Source organism: Streptomyces sp. Je 1-79, assembly GCF_025195125.1.
Lineage (GTDB): Bacteria > Actinomycetota > Actinomycetes > Streptomycetales > Streptomycetaceae > Streptomyces.
On the sequence record NZ_JAMGSL010000007.1, the window covers coordinates 41,201 to 56,220 of the forward strand.

At 73.7% G+C, this 15,020-nt stretch carries 15 protein-coding genes; 4 read left to right on the forward strand and 11 right to left on the reverse strand.

What is annotated here, in order from left to right; translation table 11 throughout:
- Window positions 1-3: 3 nt before the first annotated feature.
- From M5362_RS15385 to M5362_RS15420, 8 genes are all read right to left on the reverse strand, one after another.
- Window positions 4-534 (reverse strand): BlaI/MecI/CopY family transcriptional regulator, encoded by a 531-nt coding sequence (locus tag M5362_RS15385; RefSeq protein ID WP_260228477.1) that lies wholly within the window; start codon window positions 532-534, stop codon window positions 4-6.
- 109 nt (window positions 535-643) lie between these two features.
- A complete protein-coding gene (locus M5362_RS15390; protein ID WP_260228100.1) occupies window positions 644-820 on the reverse strand; it encodes a hypothetical protein in 177 nt (58 codons plus the stop codon).
- Window positions 821-834: 14 nt separating this feature from the next.
- Window positions 835-1,404, reverse strand: coding sequence for a hypothetical protein (locus M5362_RS15395; RefSeq protein WP_260228478.1), 570 nt, complete (start codon window positions 1,402-1,404; stop codon window positions 835-837).
- Window positions 1,405-1,535: 131 nt separating this feature from the next.
- Window positions 1,536-2,342 (reverse strand): type III pantothenate kinase, encoded by an 807-nt coding sequence (locus M5362_RS15400; RefSeq protein WP_260228101.1) that lies wholly within the window; start codon window positions 2,340-2,342, stop codon window positions 1,536-1,538.
- On the reverse strand, window positions 2,342-3,370 hold the full coding sequence (gene nadC / locus M5362_RS15405; RefSeq protein WP_260228102.1) for a carboxylating nicotinate-nucleotide diphosphorylase: 1,029 nt from the start codon (window positions 3,368-3,370) through the stop codon (window positions 2,342-2,344). The genes M5362_RS15400 and nadC overlap by 1 nt, the downstream gene beginning before the upstream one ends.
- Window positions 3,367-5,061, reverse strand: a complete 1,695-nt coding sequence (locus M5362_RS15410; protein ID WP_260228103.1) for an L-aspartate oxidase — start codon at window positions 5,059-5,061, stop codon at window positions 3,367-3,369. Before M5362_RS15410 ends, nadC begins: the two co-directional genes overlap by 4 nt.
- Window positions 5,058-6,125 (reverse strand): pantoate--beta-alanine ligase, encoded by a 1,068-nt coding sequence (panC, locus tag M5362_RS15415; protein WP_260228104.1) that lies wholly within the window; start codon window positions 6,123-6,125, stop codon window positions 5,058-5,060. The genes M5362_RS15410 and panC overlap by 4 nt, the downstream gene beginning before the upstream one ends.
- On the reverse strand, window positions 6,122-7,036 hold the full coding sequence (locus M5362_RS15420; RefSeq protein WP_260228105.1) for a Rossmann-like and DUF2520 domain-containing protein: 915 nt from the start codon (window positions 7,034-7,036) through the stop codon (window positions 6,122-6,124). The genes panC and M5362_RS15420 overlap by 4 nt, the downstream gene beginning before the upstream one ends.
- A 124-nt stretch (window positions 7,037-7,160) precedes the next feature.
- On the opposite strand from M5362_RS15420, the gene M5362_RS15425 reads away from it, so the two are divergent.
- Window positions 7,161-8,396: a low specificity L-threonine aldolase gene (locus tag M5362_RS15425; protein WP_260228106.1), complete on the forward strand. Its 1,236-nt coding sequence runs from the start codon at window positions 7,161-7,163 to the stop codon at window positions 8,394-8,396.
- A gap of 90 nt (window positions 8,397-8,486) precedes the next feature.
- Window positions 8,487-9,569, forward strand: coding sequence for a DUF5937 family protein (locus M5362_RS15430; protein ID WP_374214481.1), 1,083 nt, complete (start codon window positions 8,487-8,489; stop codon window positions 9,567-9,569).
- Window positions 9,570-9,591: 22 nt separating this feature from the next.
- Here M5362_RS15430 and M5362_RS15435 read toward each other — a convergent pair whose 3' ends face one another.
- Window positions 9,592-10,266 (reverse strand): response regulator transcription factor, encoded by a 675-nt coding sequence (locus M5362_RS15435; RefSeq protein WP_260228108.1) that lies wholly within the window; start codon window positions 10,264-10,266, stop codon window positions 9,592-9,594.
- Between the two features lie 18 nt (window positions 10,267-10,284).
- Window positions 10,285-11,490 (reverse strand): sensor histidine kinase, encoded by a 1,206-nt coding sequence (locus tag M5362_RS15440; RefSeq protein ID WP_260228109.1) that lies wholly within the window; start codon window positions 11,488-11,490, stop codon window positions 10,285-10,287.
- A 97-nt stretch (window positions 11,491-11,587) separates the two neighbouring features.
- On the opposite strand from M5362_RS15440, the gene M5362_RS15445 reads away from it, so the two are divergent.
- Window positions 11,588-12,553, forward strand: coding sequence for an SAM-dependent methyltransferase (locus M5362_RS15445; RefSeq protein ID WP_260228110.1), 966 nt, complete (start codon window positions 11,588-11,590; stop codon window positions 12,551-12,553).
- 72 nt (window positions 12,554-12,625) lie between these two features.
- On the forward strand, window positions 12,626-13,768 hold the full coding sequence (locus M5362_RS15450) for an NADH-quinone oxidoreductase subunit D (protein WP_260228111.1): 1,143 nt from the start codon (window positions 12,626-12,628) through the stop codon (window positions 13,766-13,768).
- A 162-nt stretch (window positions 13,769-13,930) separates the two neighbouring features.
- Here M5362_RS15450 and M5362_RS15455 read toward each other — a convergent pair whose 3' ends face one another.
- Window positions 13,931-14,932 carry a hypothetical protein gene (locus tag M5362_RS15455; RefSeq protein WP_260228112.1) on the reverse strand — a complete coding sequence of 334 codons (1,002 nt, stop codon included), beginning with the start codon at window positions 14,930-14,932 and terminating at the stop codon, window positions 13,931-13,933.
- Between the last annotated feature and the right edge of the window lie 88 nt (window positions 14,933-15,020).

The following is a 15,020-nucleotide window of genomic DNA, read 5'->3' on the forward strand; positions in this document are numbered from 1 at the left end:
ACGTTATCGCCCGTCGCCCTCGTTCTCGTCGCCACCCTCTCCGGCGTCTTCTGCGGCACCCTCTCCGGCGTCTTCCGCGGCGCCCGGGGCCGCGGCCCCGCCGGCGCCCCCGCCCGCCCCCTGACCGGCCGCTTCACGGGCCGCCTCGGCCTGCGGGGCGGGGGGTTCGGGCACGTTGTGCCCGACGATACGGATCGCGTCGTTGAGGGCCTCTCGCTGCTCGCTCGACATCATGCCGAAGAACGCGACAAGGGCGGAGGCCGGGTTGTCGCTCTGGGCCCACGCTTCGTTCATCAGTGCGGCGGAGTAGGCGGCGCGGGTGGAGACCGCGGTATATCGATAGGCGCGGCCGTCGACTTCCCTGCGTACCCAGCCCTTCTGATGGAGATTGTCCATTACCGTCATGACGGTGGTGTAGGCGATGGACCGTTCCTGCTGGAGATCCTCCAGGACTTCCCGGACGGTCACCGGGCGGTTCCATTGCCAGACGCGTGTCATGACGGCGTCTTCCAGCTCTCCCAATTGGCGGGGCACACCGCCACCATAGTCGGCGAAGCGGGAATGGCCGCCTATTGACGGAGGAAACGCAACAAAAAGGACGTACGACATGAAATCTGTCGTACGTCCTTCGGAGCGGGCGGGGCTACGAGGTGGCGCCGTCCGCCTGGCGGGCGGCCTCGGCGCGGGCGAGGGCGGCGTCCACGGCCGCGTCCTCCTTGGCCTTGTTGGGGCCGCCCTGGCTCTTCACGATCGTGACGACGAGAGCGGTGAAGAACACGGCCATCACGATGGGGGGCAGGAGCGCGGATACGTAGTCCATGCCGTCCAGAGTAGCTATCCGGCCGCGCGTTCCTCCGGCGGGGGCGGGGGTACGGGGCGTCGGCGCGGCGGGAACACCTCGGAGGGCTTGGGGGCCGGGCGCTTCTTCGGGACCGGCTGCTTCGGGGTGGCCGGCTTGGGCTCGTCGGCCGCTCCACGGCCGCCGGGGAGGGCGAGCAGCCGGGCGCGGGGCGCGGTGGCCACGGCCTGGGAGACGCGGGCGAGGCGGGCGCGCACGGAGCGTTCGGCCAGGACCTGGCAGCGCTCCAGGAGGCCGGCGGCCCGGGGGTGGGACCGCAGGGCGCGCAGGGCGGCGAGGTCGTCGGCCCCGGGGTCGTACCCGGCGCCGAGGGCGTCCCGGAGGAGCTCCAGGTAGCCGGAGAGCGAGCCGGGCAGGGCCTCGCGGTAGCGGGCCAGGTCGGCGAGGAGGAATGCGCGCAGCCGACCGGCCTCGCGGACGGCGTCGTCCACGGATTCGGCGAGGCGCAGACAGTCCTGGACGTCCTCGTCCTGAAGGGGGGCGGGGTTGAGGGCGGTGGCAAGGGCGCGTCGGAGCACACGCAGCTCGTCCGCGCTGAACGCCATGCCGCCGCGGGATCCGTATGGCGTGGGCATGGGGTGACAATACGCGCTAATCGGACAAATTTCGTTTACCGATCAGCTCGGTGTGGCGGCGCCCGGCCCGCGCCGGCGCCGCCCACGCGGGACCCGTCGCGCTACATGCGCGAGACGTTGCGTTCGTACACCAGGCGCAGGCCGATCAGCGTCAGCCAGGGCTCGTGCTCGTCGATCTCCTTGGAGTCGGCGAGGACCATCGGGGCGAGGCCACCCGTCGCGATGACCGTGACGTCGGACGGGTCGCCGTCCGCGCCGACGAGCTCGCGCTTCATCCGGGACACCACACCGTCGACCTGGCCCGCGTACCCGTAGACGATGCCCGACTGCATCGCCTCGACGGTGTTCTTCCCGATCACGCTGCGCGGGCGGGCCAGCTCGATCTTGCGGAGCATCGCGCCCTTGACGCCCAGCGCGTCCACCGAGATCTCGATGCCCGGCGCGATCGCCCCGCCCGCGTACTCGCCGCGCGCCGTGACCGCGTCGTAGGTCGTCGCCGTGCCGAAGTCGACCACGATCGCCGGGCCCCCGTAGAGCTCGACCGCCGCCGCCGAGTTGACGATGCGGTCCGCGCCGACCTCCTTGGGGTTGTCCGTCAGGACCGGGACACCCGTCTTGATGCCGGGCTCCACCAGGACCGCCGGGACGTCGCCGTAGTACCGCCGCGTCACCTCGCGCAGCTCGTGCAGCACCGACGGGACGGTCGAGCAGATCGCGATGCCGCCGATGCCGTCACCGAGCTCCACCCCCAGCAGCGGGTGCATGCCCATCAGGCCCTGGAGCAGGACCGCCAGCTCGTCGGCGGTGCGCCGCGGGTCCGTGGAGATACGCCAGTGCTCGACGATCTCCTCGCCGTCGAAGAGGCCGAGGACGGTCTGCGTGTTGCCGACGTCGATGGTGAGGAGCATCAGACGGCCGCCTCGGAGGCGTCCCGCAGGTCGAGGCCGATGTCGAGGATCGGGGAGGAGTGGGTGAGCCCGCCCACCGCGAGGTAGTCCACGCCCGTAGCCGCGTACGCCGCCGCGTTCTCCAGCGTCAGCCGGCCGGAGGACTCCAGGACCGCGCGGCCGGCGACCAGCGCGACGGCCTCCTCGGTCTCCATGGGGGTGAAGTTGTCGAGCAGGATCAGGTCGGCGCCCGCGTCCAGGACCTCGCGGACCTGGTGCAGCGTGTCGACCTCGACCTCGATCGGCACCTCCGGGAACAGCTCCCGTACGGCCTTGAAGGCCTGCGCCACACCACCGGCGGCCACCACGTGGTTGTCCTTCACCAGCGCCGCGTCCGACAGCGACATGCGGTGGTTGACGCCGCCGCCGCAGCGCACCGCGTACTTCTCCAGGGCGCGCAGGCCGGGCGTCGTCTTACGGGTGTCCCGGACGCGGGCCCTGGTGCCCTCCAGGGCGTCCGCCCACGCGCGCGTGGCGGTGGCGATGCCGGAGAGGCGGCAGAGGATGTTCAGCGCGCTGCGCTCGCCGGTGAGCAGGTCGCGGGTGCGGGTGGTGACGCTCAGGAGCTTCTGGCCGGCCTCGACCCGCTCGCCGTCCTCGACGTGCCGCTCGACCTCGAAGGTCTCCGTACAGACGATGGAGAGCACCGCCTCGGCGACCCGCAGGCCGGCCACCACGCCCGCCTCGCGGGCGGTGAAGTCGGCGGTGGCGACCGCGTCCTCGGGGACGGTCGCGACGGTCGTCACGTCCACGCCGCCGTCGAGGTCCTCCTCGATGGCCAGGTGGGCGATGTCCTCGACCTGGACGGGGTCGAGGCCCGCGTCGGCGAGCAGCTGCGCGAGCGCGGGGTCGAGCCCGCACTCGTAGACCTCGTCGCCGTCGGCGCAGCCGCAGCCGTCACCGCAGCCGCCCGCCTCCTCGGCGGGGGCGCTGATCTGGATCAGGGGTACGTCCACGGGCTGCGGACGTGCTTCTTCGGGCGTGCTCACGGCTGCGGCTCCCTGGTTGCGTCGGGGGTTACGGAGGGAAAGTCTGCGGTGGCGGTGCGGCGGACCACGAGCCGGCGGTCCGAGGTGAGGCGCACGATCAGATGACGCTGCCAGTCCTCGTCGCGCTCGGGACGGTCCTCGCGCCAGTGACAGCCGCGGGTCTCCCGGCGCTCCAGGGCGGCGGCGACCAGCACCCGGGCGACGCACAGGAGGTTCGTCGTCTCCCAGGAGTCGACGCCCGGCTCGGCCGTCTTGCCGGAGTGGTCCTCCGCCGCGGAGAGGCTCAGCGCCTCCAGGGCGTCGGCGGCGTCCTGAAGGCTCCCGGCGGACCGCAGCACTCCGGCGTCCGCGCTCATGATCCGCTGGATGCGGACCCGGGTCTCGGGCGCGAGCAGCGGCAGCACGGACGAGGTGGCGGACACGACCGGCAGGCCCTCGCGGTGCGGGCCGCGCGTGGCGATGTCCTCGGCGATCCGCTCGGCGAAGACCAGGCCCTCCAGGAGCGAGTTCGACGCGAGCCGGTTGGCTCCGTGCACGCCCGTGCAGGCCACCTCACCGCACGCGTAGAGGCCCGGGACGGTGGTCCGGCCCGTCAGGTCGGTGCGGACGCCGCCGGAGGCGTAGTGGGCCGCGGGGGCGACCGGGATCGGCTCGGTGACCGGGTCGATGCCGTGGGCCCGGCAGGCCGCGAGGATGGTGGGGAACCGCTTCTCCCACATCTCGGCGCCGAAGTGCCGGGCGTCCAGGTACATGTGCTCCGCGCCCAGCTCGTGCATCCGGCGCGTGATCGCCTTGGCGACGATGTCACGGGGGGCGAGCTCGGCCAGCTCGTGCTGCCCGACCATGAACCGGACCCCGTCGGCGTCGACGAGATGGGCGCCCTCGCCCCGTACCGCCTCGGAGACCAGCGGCTGCTGGCCCTCGGAGCCGGCGCCGAGGAAGAGCACCGTCGGGTGGAACTGGACGAACTCCAGGTCGGAGACCTCGGCCCCGGCCCGCAGGGCGAGCGCCACGCCGTCGCCGGTGGAGACGGCCGGGTTGGTGGTGGCCGAGAAGACCTGGCCCATGCCGCCGGTCGCGAGGACCACGGCGGGGGCGTGGACGGCGCCGACGCCGTCGTGCTGGCCCTCGCCCATCACGTGCAGGGTGACACCCGCCGTACGGCCGTCCTCGTCCTTGAGGAGGTCCAGGACCAGGGCGTGCTCGATGGTGCGCAGCCCCCCGTCCCGTATCGCCTCGACGAGGGCGCGGGAGATCTCCGCGCCGGTCGCGTCGCCTCCGGCGTGGGCGATCCGGCGGCGGTGGTGGCCGCCCTCGCGGGTCAGGGCGATCTCGCCGTCGTCGGTCTTGTCGAAGTCGGCGCCCGTGGCGATCAGCCTGCGGACGGCGTCGGGGCCCTCGGTGACCAGCAGCCGTACGGCCTCGGTGTCGCAGAGCCCGGCACCGGCGACGAGGGTGTCGTCGAGGTGCTGCTCGGGGGTGTCGCCCTCGCCGAGCGCGGCGGCGATGCCGCCCTGCGCCCAGCGCGTGGAGCCGTCGTCCAGGCGGGCCTTGGTGACGACGACCGTGCGCAGTCCGGCGGCGGTGCAGCGCAGGGCCGCGGTCAGCCCCGCGACACCGGAGCCGACCACGACGACGTCGGCGTCGATGGACCAGCCGGGCGCGGGCGCGTGCAGCCGTATTCCGGTCACTTGGTGGCTCCGAGGGTCAGCGGAATGTTGTCGATCAGGCGCGTGCCGCCCACGCGCGCGGCGACGGCGAGGATCGCCTCGCCGTCGTGGTCGTCGCCGACCTCGGTGAAATCGGCCGGGTCGACCAGGGCCAGGTAGTCGAGCCTGAGCGGCGGCTCGCCCTTCGCCGCGTCGTCGAGGACGGCACGGGCCGCGGCCCGGACGGCTCCGGCGCCGCCGCCCTCGGACGCCTGGGCGACGGCGTGGGCATCGGCGGCGGCTCGGGCCTCGCCGAGCCGGGAGAGCGCCTCCGCGCGGGTCTCGGCACGGTCCTGCGAGCCGGGCAGGGAGGCGGCCCGCGCGCACAGCGCGTGCTGGGCCGACAGCCGGTCGCTCGCGGCGAACAGGGCACGGGAGAGGGCGAGGGCCGTGCGGCGCTCGCCGGCGGAGAGGTAGCGGTTCCGGCTGGACAGGGCGAGGCCGTCGGTCTCGCGGACGGTCGGCACGCCGACGATCTCCGCGGGGAAGTTCAGGTCGCGGGCCATCCGGCGGATCAGGGCCAGCTGCTGGGCGTCCTTCTGGCCGAAGAAGGCCAGGTCGGGGCTGGTGAGGTGGAGCAGCTTGGCGACGACGGTGAGCATGCCGTCGAAGTGGCCGGGGCGCGAGGCGCCTTCGAGACGCTCCCCCATGGGGCCCGCGCTGATCCGGACCTGGGGCCCCCCGCCGGGGTAGACCTCGTCGACGGAGGGGGCGAAGACCGTGTCGGCGCCGGCCGCCTCGGCGGTCCGGAGGTCGGCCTCCAGCGTCCTGGGGTAGCGGTCGAGGTCCTCGCCGGCGCCGAACTGCAGCGGGTTGACGAAGACCGTGACGACGACGAACCCGTCGGGTCCGACGTACTCGCGGGCGGTACGGACGAGGGTGGCGTGACCGTCGTGGAGCGCGCCCATGGTCATGACGACCGCGGTACGGCGGTTTCCGGCCAGTTCGGGCGGGGTGGAGGAGGCGGACGCGACGGCGGGCGAGCGGCGGGCGAGCGCGTGGAGCTCGGCCGCCGTACGGACCAGTGCGAAGGTGGTCGATGTCATCGGTCGGTCTCCCCGTCGGCGAGCACACCCAGCAGATCCTCGGCCAGCTCGGGCTTGAGCAGGCCGTGCGCGAGCGCCCGGTCGGCGGTCGTGCGGGCCATCGCCAGGTAGCCGGCGACGGTGCCGGGCGCGTGCTTGCGCAGCTCGGCGACGTGCGCGGCGACCGTGCCCGCGTCACCGCGCGCCACGGGTCCGGTGAGGGCCCCGTCGCCGGAACGCAGGGCGTTGTCCAGGGCGGCGCCGAGGAGCGGGCCGAGCATCCGGTCGGGGGCGGCGACGCCGGCCGAACGGAGCAGGTCCATGGACTGGGCGACCAGGGTGACCAGGTGGTTCGCGCCCAGCGCGAGGGCCGCGTGGTAGAGCGGGCGGGCCTCCTCCTCGATCCACTCGGGCTCGCCGCCCATCTCGATGACCAGGGCCTCGGCTGCCAGCCGCAGCTCCACGGGCGCGGTCACCCCGAAGGAGCAGCCGGCCAGTCGCTGGACGTCGACGGAGGTGCCCGTGAACGTCATGGCGGGGTGCAGGGCCAGCGGCAGCGCGCCGGCCCGGCGGGCGGGGTCGAGGACCTTCACGCCGTACCGCCCGGAGGTGTGCACGAGCAGCTGCCCGGGCCGTACGGACCCGGTCTCGGCGAGGCCCTCGACCAGGCCTGGCAGGGCGTCGTCGGGAACGGTCAGCAGCACCAGCTCGGCGCGGGCGAGCACCTCGCCCGGCGGCACGATCGGCACGTCCGGGAGGAGGGTCCCGGCGCGCCGCACGGAGGCGTCGGAGACCGCGGATACGGCGACGGGGCGGTGTCCCGCGAGCTGGAGGGCGGCCGCGAGGGCGGGCCCCACCCGGCCGGCTCCGACGACTCCGACGGTGAGTCGCGCGGGACGGTCTTCCGCTCGGGGTTCTGCTGGTTGGTTCACGCGGCAACGGCCTTCCGTTCCAGTCCGCGGGGGGTACCGGACGATTTCTGGTCATGCTACGCCAGCGTTTCGCGCTCCTCCGTGACTGTCCACAGGGTGTGGGTGGTGGTGTGATGATCGGCCCATGGACGAAACGGAAGCGCGACTGCACCGGGCGAAGGTGTGGGGCGGTGCGCGGCGGTCGCTGTGGCACTCGCCGGTGGAGGGCACGGTCGGGGAGCGCCTGCGGGAGCTGGCCGACTGGGCGGGGGCGGCGGACGGCGACGGCGGCCCCCTCGACACGTACGGCGACGGGCTCGTCGAGCAGGTCGAGGAGCGGGTGGCCGATGAGCTCGGGTTCCCCGCCGCGGTGTTCTTCCCGACCGGGACGATGGCCCAGCAGGTGGCGCTGCGCTGCTGGGCGGGGCGGACCGGAAGCCAGGTCGTCGCCCTCCATCCGCTGGCGCACCCGGAGGTCCACGAGGGCGGTGCGCTGACGGCGGTGAGCGGGCTGCGGACCGTCCGTCCCACGGACGGTCCGAGGCTGCCGACGGCCGAGGAGGTACGGGAGCACCCGGAGCCGTTCGGAACGCTGATGCTGGAGCTGCCGCTGCGGGACGCCGGGTTCGTGCTGCCGACCTGGGACGAGCTGGTCGAGGTCGTGGAGGCGGCCCGGGAGCGGGACGCAGTGGTGCACGTCGACGGCGCGCGGCTCTGGGAGTGCGCCCCGCACTTCGGCCGCGATCTGCGGGAGATCGCGGGGCTCGCGGACAGCGTGTACGTCTCCTTCTACAAGTCCCTGGGCGGTCTTTCCGGGGCGGCACTGGCCGGCCCCGAGGACGTCATGGAGGAGGCCCGGGTGTGGCGGCACCGGTACGGGGGACTGCTCTTCCAGCAGTACCCGGCGGCGGTGTCGGCGCTGCGGGGCCTGGAACGCGAGCTGCCGCGCCTTCCGTCGTACGTCGCCCACGCGCGCGTGGTGGCGGCCGCGCTGCAGGCGGGGTTCGAGGAGGCCGGCGTGGGGTGGTTCCGGGTGCATCCCGAGCCGCCCCACACCCACCAGTTCCAGGTCTGGCTGCCGTACGCCCCGGACGTCCTCACCGCCGCCTCCCTGGCGCTCACGGAGGCGACCGGCACGGTCCTCTTCCGCCGCTGGAGCGGCCCGGGAGCGGCGGGCCCGCCGGGGGTCGCCGTGACGGAGGTGACGGTGGGCGCGCCCGGCCTCGAGTGGACGGAAGCCGAGGTACGGGAGGCGGTCCGCGCCTTCCTGTCCCACGTGCGGCCCACCGGCCCGGGAACCGGCGGCCCGGGAACCGGCGGCTCCGGGACCACCGGCGCGGGGCCCGGCACGCCCTCGCCGCCGGACGGAGCCACCGGCTGAGGGCCGGTCGGTCGGCGCGCGCCGATTGACCGGCGGCGTCAATCGGTTCGACACCACCCCCGGGCCGCCCCGCACCATGGGCGCGTGAGCGTGACCATCGACATCACCGGGCTGCCGCACGAGCGGATCGTCTTCTGCCCCTCCCCGCTGGCCGAGCTGGGCGCCGCGCTGCACGCGCTGTCCGAGCCCGGGCACCACGCCGGGCTGCACGGCTGGGCCACCACCACGGCCGCCGGGCTGAGGCCCGAGCTCGCCGACCGGATGCACGAGGCCGACTTCATGTGGCGGTCCACGCGCTCCGACTTCCTGCTGCCCGCCCAGCCGCGCGAGACGCTCGCCGAGGAGCTCGACGACCTCGACCGCATGGAGGACGAGACGTACGTCGGGGCTGCGCTGGAGATCTCGTGCAGCAGCCAGTACGCGGACGGCATGCCCTCCCCGCTCGTCGACGCCCCGGCCCGCCGCCGCGCCCTCGACCTGGCCGCCGCGCGTGGTCCGCGCCAGGCCGCGTTCGTCGAGCGGATGCTCGCCGACCCGCCCGGCACACGCGCGTGGGTCCGCCGGCTCCTGGAGGACTGCGACGACGCGTTCTTCGCCGGCACCTGGCGCCGGGTCCGGGTCCAGCTCGCCGCCGACGCCCGGCACAAGACCGAGCTGCTGCGCCGCAAGGGCCTCACCGAGGCCGTCACGGGCACCTCCCCCGCGATGAGCGTGGAGGAGGACGCCCAGGGCACCCGGATCGTCATCGACAAGCTGGTCCACGCCCGGACGACCGCCCACGGCTCGGCGCTCACCTTCCTGCCGACCGCCTTCGGCTGGCCGCACCTCACCGCCCTGCACGCACGCGGCTGGCAGCCGGTGATCCAGTACCCCGTCTCCACCCGCGAGCTCGCCGGCACCGCCTCCGTGGACACCGTCCGGCTCCGCCTGGAGGCCGTCGCCCACCCCATGCGCATGCGGATGTGCAGGAACCTCGCCCGCGCCTCGTACACGACGAGCGAGCTGGCCGACGCGTACGGCATCACCGCGCCGGAGGTCTCACGGCACCTCGCCGTCCTGAAGAAGGCCGGGCTGCTCACCACCCAGCGCCGCGGCCGCTACGTCATGCACCAACTGGACGTGACCGTCGTCGCCCGCCTGGGCAGCGACTTCCTCGAAGCCCTCCTGCGCTAGGAGCGAACCCCGGCGTCACGGCTCAGATCGCCCCGCCGCCCGCCCGGACCAGGCCCGTCTCGTACGCGAGGACCACCACCTGCACGCGGTCGCGCAGACCGAGCTTGGTCAGGATCCGGCCCACGTGCGTCTTCACCGTCGCCTCCGAGAGCACCAGCCGGGCGGCGATCTCGCCGTTCGACAGGCCCTGGGCGACCAGGAGCATCACCTCACGCTCCCGGTCGGTGAGCCGCTCCAGCTCCTTGTGCTGCGGCTCGCGGCCCGACGACGGCAGCATCGGCGAGAAGCGGTCGAGGAGACGGCGGGTGGTGGACGGGGCCACCACCGCGTCGCCGCTGTGCACGGAGCGGATCGCTCCGAGCAGCTCGCTCGGCGGCACGTCCTTCAGCATGAAGCCGCTCGCACCCGCCTTCAGCCCGGAGAACGCGTACTCGTCCAGGTCGAAGGTGGTCAGGATCAGCACCTTGGGAGCCTCCGGCTCCGCGCAGATCCGCCGGGTCGCCTCCACCCCGTCCAGCTTGGGCATCCGTACGTCCATCAGCACCACGTCCACCGCCGTGGAGCGCAGCACCTCCAGCGCCTCCACGCCGTCGCCCGCCTCGGCCACGACCTCCATGTCCGGCTGGGCGGCGAGCACCATGCGGAAGCCGGTGCGCAGCAGCACCTGGTCGTCGACGAGCATCACGCGGATGGACATGTGGTTCCTTCGGGATCGTCAGTGGGCGGGCTTCAGGGGGAGCAGGGCGCTGATGCGGAAGCCGCCCCCGGGGCGCGGCCCCGCGTCCAGGGTGCCGCCGACCATGCCGACCCGCTCGCGCATGCCGATCAGGCCGTGACCGCGGCCGTCCGCGCCCCCGTCCTCGTACATCTCGTGGGTCGCGCCGCGCCCGTCGTCCTCGACGAGCAGGCCGAGACCGTCGTCGAAGTACACCAGGCGGACGCTGGCTCCGGCATCCGGTCCGCCGTGCTTGCGCGTGTTGGTGAGGGCTTCCTGCACGATCCGGTACGCGGTGAGCTCGACACCGCTCGGCAGCGGACGCGGCGTGCCCTCGATCCGGAAGTCCACCGTCAGACCGGCCGTACGGACCTGCTCGACCAGATCCTCGATCTGCTCGACATCGGGCTGGGGCACGTACTCCCCGGCCTCCTGGTGCTCGCCGGTGCGCAGGATGCCGAGCAGCCGGCGCATCTCGGCCAGGGCCTGCCGGCCGGTCGAGGAGATCGTCTCCAGGGCCTGCTTGGCCTGCGCGGGCGAGGCGTCCAGGACATAGGCGGCGCCGTCGGCCTGGACCACCATCACCGACACGTTGTGCGCGACGACGTCGTGGAGCTCGCGGGCGATCCGGGCCCGCTCGGCGGCGACGGCGACCTTGGCCTGCGCCTCGCGCTCCTTCTCCAGGCGGGAGGCGCGCTCCTCCAGCTGCGCGAAGTAGGCACGGCGGGTGCGCAGGGAGTCGCCGAGCACCCAGGCGAGCACGAACGGGACGGTCATGATCACGGTGAAGAAGACGTGCGCGAGGGCGGAGCCCGGGCTGGTCTCGGAGGGCCATCTCAGCATGGAGAGCGTCGCGGCGCTGAGACCGCCGGCGAGCGCGAGGCGGGACGCCCAGCGCGGCCCGTCGTGCGCGGCCACGGTGTAGATGATCACCAGCATGGCGAAGTCCGCGAAGAAGGGCTCCAGCCCGAGGCCGAGCTGGGCGACGCCCAGCGCGACGGTGAGCAGCAGCATCTTCTCGGGCGCGCGGCGGCGCAACGCGACGACCAGGGAGAAGAGCACGGCGACCACGCCGTACGCGACGGGTTTGTCGACCGCCGGGTAGGTCCCGCCCACCCACAGCATGGAGAACCCGAGGAGGACGACGGCCCAGAAGGTGTCGACGCCCGTCGGGTGTCTGCGGATGAAGTCGTAGAGGCGCTGCACGTAACCCAGCGTAGGGAAGGCAGATAGGTGCAGGGGTCAACCGTGGGGTCGATCCTTGGCGTGAAGGCCGTACTCCGCAAGGTGGAGACTGGGGCCTGTGACGGATGAGACGTGTCAGTGGCAGGGGTGGCGCGAAGCCACGGAACAGGCTCTGTACGGCCCCGGGGGCTTCTTTCTGGGCCCCGAGGGCCCGGCCGGTCACTTCCGCACCTCGGTGCACGCCTCCCCGCTCTTCACCGCGGCCGTCGCGCGGCTGCTGACCGCGGTGGCGGAGGAGCTGGGCACGGACGAGGTCGCGTTCGTGGACATGGGCGCGGGGCGCGGGGAGCTGGTGACGGGCGTCCTGGCCGCCGTGCCCGAGGGGCTCTCGGTACGGGCGTACGGCGTCGAGCGCGCGGGCCGGCCCGTGGGGATCGACCCCCGGGTGGAGTGGACGGACCGGCTCCCGGAGGGGGTCCGCGGGCTGCTCTTCGCGAACGAGTGGCTCGACAACGTGCCGGTCGACGTCGCGAGCGTCGACGAGTCGGGGGTCGTGCGGTACGTCGAGGTACGGGCGGCGGACGGCGCGGAGCGGCTGGGGCGGCCCGTCGAGGGCCCGGACGCGGAGTGGCTGGAGCGGTGGTGGCCGATCAAGGAGCCCGGGGAGCGGGCCGAGATCGGGCGGCCGCGCGACGAGGCGTGGGCGGCGGCGGTGGGCTCGCTGGCGGCGGGGAAGGCGGTGGCGGTGGACTACGGGCATGTACGGGGGTCCAGGCCGCCGTTCGGGACGCTGACAGGGTTCCGGGCGGGGCGGGAGGTGGAGCCGGTGCCGGACGGGTCGTGCGATGTGACGGCGCATGTGGCGATGGACGCCTGCGGCGCGGGCGGCGGGGAGCTGACGACGCAGCGGGACGCGTTGCGCCGCCTCGGCGTCCGCGGCGAACGGCCGCCTCTTTCGCTCGCGTCGTCGGACCCGGCCGCCTACGTGCGGGCGCTCGGCGCGGCGGGCGAGGCGGCCGAGCTGACCGCGCGCGGCGGGCTCGGCGACTTCCTGTGGCTCACCCGGAGGGTGCCGGCGGCGTAGCTCACAGGAGGGACGGGACCGTCCTGCGGGACGGGTTCCCCCGGGGAGCGGGCCGGCAGGGATACTGGCCCCATGACGGAGACGACGGTCGGAATCGGCGGGGCGGCGGAGAGCACCGACATGGTGCTGAACATCGGGCCGCAGCATCCCTCGACCCATGGCGTGCTCCGCCTGCGGCTCGTTCTGGACGGTGAGGTGATCCAGCGCGCCGAGCCGGTCATCGGGTACATGCACCGCGGCGCCGAGAAGCTCTTCGAGGCGCGCGACTACCGGCAGATCGTCATGCTCGCCAACCGCCACGACTGGCTCTCGGCCTTCTCCAACGAGCTCGGTGTCGTCATGGCAGTCGAGCGGATGCTCGGCATGGAGGTCCCCGAACGCGCCGTCTGGACCCGCACGCTGCTCGCCGAACTGAACCGGGTCCTCAACCACCTCATGTTCCTCGGGTCGTACCCCCTCGAACTGGGCGGTATCACCCCGGTCTTCCACGCGTTCCGGGAACGTGAGGAGCTCCAGGCCGTGATGGAGGAGGTCTCCGGCGGCCGGATGCACTACATGTTCAACCGGGTCGGCGGGCTCAAGGAGGACCTTCCCGCCGGGTGGCTCGACCGGGCCCGGGCGGCCGTCGCCGACGTGCGCTCGCGGATGGACGTGTACGACAAGCTGGTCCTCGGCAACGAGATCTTCCGCGGCCGTACGCGGGGCGTCGGCGTCCTGACGCCGGAGACCGCGCACGCGTACGGCGTCTCCGGGCCCATCGCCCGCGCCTCGGGCGTCGACTTCGACCTGCGCCGCGACGAGCCGTACCTGGCCTACGGGGAGCTCCAGGACACGCTCAGGGTCGTCACCCGCGAGGAGGGCGACTGCCTCGCCCGCTTCGAGTGCCTCCTCGACCAGACCCACAACTCCCTGGACCTCGCCGACGCCTGTCTCGACCGGATCGCCGAGCTGCCGCAGGGGCCGATCAACCAGCGGCTGCCCAAGGTGCTCAAGGCGCCCGAGGGCCACACGTACGCCTGGACCGAGAACCCGCTCGGCATCAACGGCTACTACCTGGTCTCCAAGGGCGAGAAGACGCCGTACCGGCTCAAGCTGCGCTCGGCGTCGTTCAACAACATCCAGGCGCTGACGGAGCTGCTGCCGGGCACGCTCGTCGCCGACATGGTGGCGATCCTGGGCTCGCTCTTCTTCGTCGTCGGCGACATCGACAAGTAGCCGCCCGGCGGCCCGGCGGCCGGGGTCGGCCGCCCGCGCGCATGACCACGAACTCCGCCGCGCGGTGCCTCGTGCCAGGGCGGGCCGCGGAACGCCTGGGCGCACACGGCGATCAACTCGTCCCGCAGCGCCGTCACTTCCCCGGCCGCGAGGCGCCGATCGTCACGAGCCGACGGCCCCGCGCAGCTCCGCGACGTCGATCTGCTCGGTCTCGTCGTGCGCGGTCAGGTCGATGACCTTGCCGATCGCCCGCTGCTCGGGAGAGCGGCGCGCCACGGTCGCGAGGACCTCCTCGCCCACCACGTCCGCGAGATCGGCGTCCTGTACGGCCTCGATGGCGGCCGCCGCCTTCTGCATGCCGAAGAAGTCGAACCCTCCCTCGGGGCGCGGGTTGCGCCGGCTCGCGTAGGGGACGATCGCGGACGCGGCCGGGACGGCGCGGACCGCGGGCAGGGCCGAGGGCGCGGGGACGACGGCGGTCGACGGTCGAGCGTGCTGCTCGCTCCCGGCGGCCGCCGCGTGCTTCCCCTGCGGCTCCTCCGTCTCCCGGGCACGCTCCGCGAGATCGCGGCTGCGGGCGGCCTCGGTGGTGCGACGGGCCTCCTGGGCGGCGGCGTTGCGCGCCAGGTTGCGCAGCGCGTCGGCGGCCTGGCGGTACAGGTCCGGGGTCGGCGTGGATCCGGCGGCCGGCAGCTCCTTCGCCGGGGAGGTCGCCTCCAGGGCGAGCTGCCTGCGGCCTTCGAGGGCGCTGGCGCGCTCGGTCTCGGCGTTGGCGTACCGGCGCAGCAGCGCCGCGTGCTCGCCGCGCAGACCGGCCAGTTCGACCCGCTTGGCGCGCAGCTTGGCGTCGAGCTTGGCCCGCAGCTCGCGGGACTCGTCCAGGTCGGCCTCGAGCTCGGCTATCCGCTCCTCGGTCTTCCACTGGTCCGCGGCGCGGGCCCGGGTCAGCTCGGCGACCTGGCGCCCGGCGCTCCGGTCCCAACTTCGCATGATGACGCCACCGGTGACGGCGGCCGCCGCCGCCGCGGCCACGAGCAGCCGCAGCGCCACCGGATCGGCGAGCAGCCAGGCGCCCGCGGCACAGACGACCGACGCTCCGGCGACCGCGGAAGGCGGCAGAAGCTTGTGGAGGGGAGGTGAATGGCGGTGGCGTCCACGTGGCATGGCCTGAAATTTACCGTGCGTAGGCGCCGTATGGGGTGTCGGCCCGGCAATCTCTTGGCCACTTCTCGTCGTCCGTGACCGAGTCCCG

Excerpts from the sequence above, each read along its gene's own strand:
- M5362_RS15390 (WP_260228100.1), bottom strand. The coding sequence starts at position 820 with ATGGACTACGTATCCGCGCTCCTGCCCCCCATCGTGATGGCCGTGTTC.
- M5362_RS15395 (WP_260228478.1), bottom strand. The coding sequence starts at position 1,404 with ATGGCGTTCAGCGCGGACGAGCTGCGTGTGCTCCGACGCGCCCTTGCC.
- M5362_RS15400 (WP_260228101.1), bottom strand. The coding sequence starts at position 2,342 with ATGCTCCTCACCATCGACGTCGGCAACACGCAGACCGTCCTCGGCCTC.
- panC (WP_260228104.1), bottom strand. The coding sequence starts at position 6,125 with ATGACATCGACCACCTTCGCACTGGTCCGTACGGCGGCCGAGCTCCAC.
- M5362_RS15425 (WP_260228106.1), top strand. The coding sequence starts at position 7,161 with ATGGACGAAACGGAAGCGCGACTGCACCGGGCGAAGGTGTGGGGCGGT.
- M5362_RS15435 (WP_260228108.1), bottom strand. The coding sequence starts at position 10,266 with ATGTCCATCCGCGTGATGCTCGTCGACGACCAGGTGCTGCTGCGCACC.
- M5362_RS15450 (WP_260228111.1), top strand. The coding sequence starts at position 12,626 with ATGACGGAGACGACGGTCGGAATCGGCGGGGCGGCGGAGAGCACCGAC.
- M5362_RS15455 (WP_260228112.1), bottom strand. The coding sequence starts at position 14,932 with ATGCCACGTGGACGCCACCGCCATTCACCTCCCCTCCACAAGCTTCTG.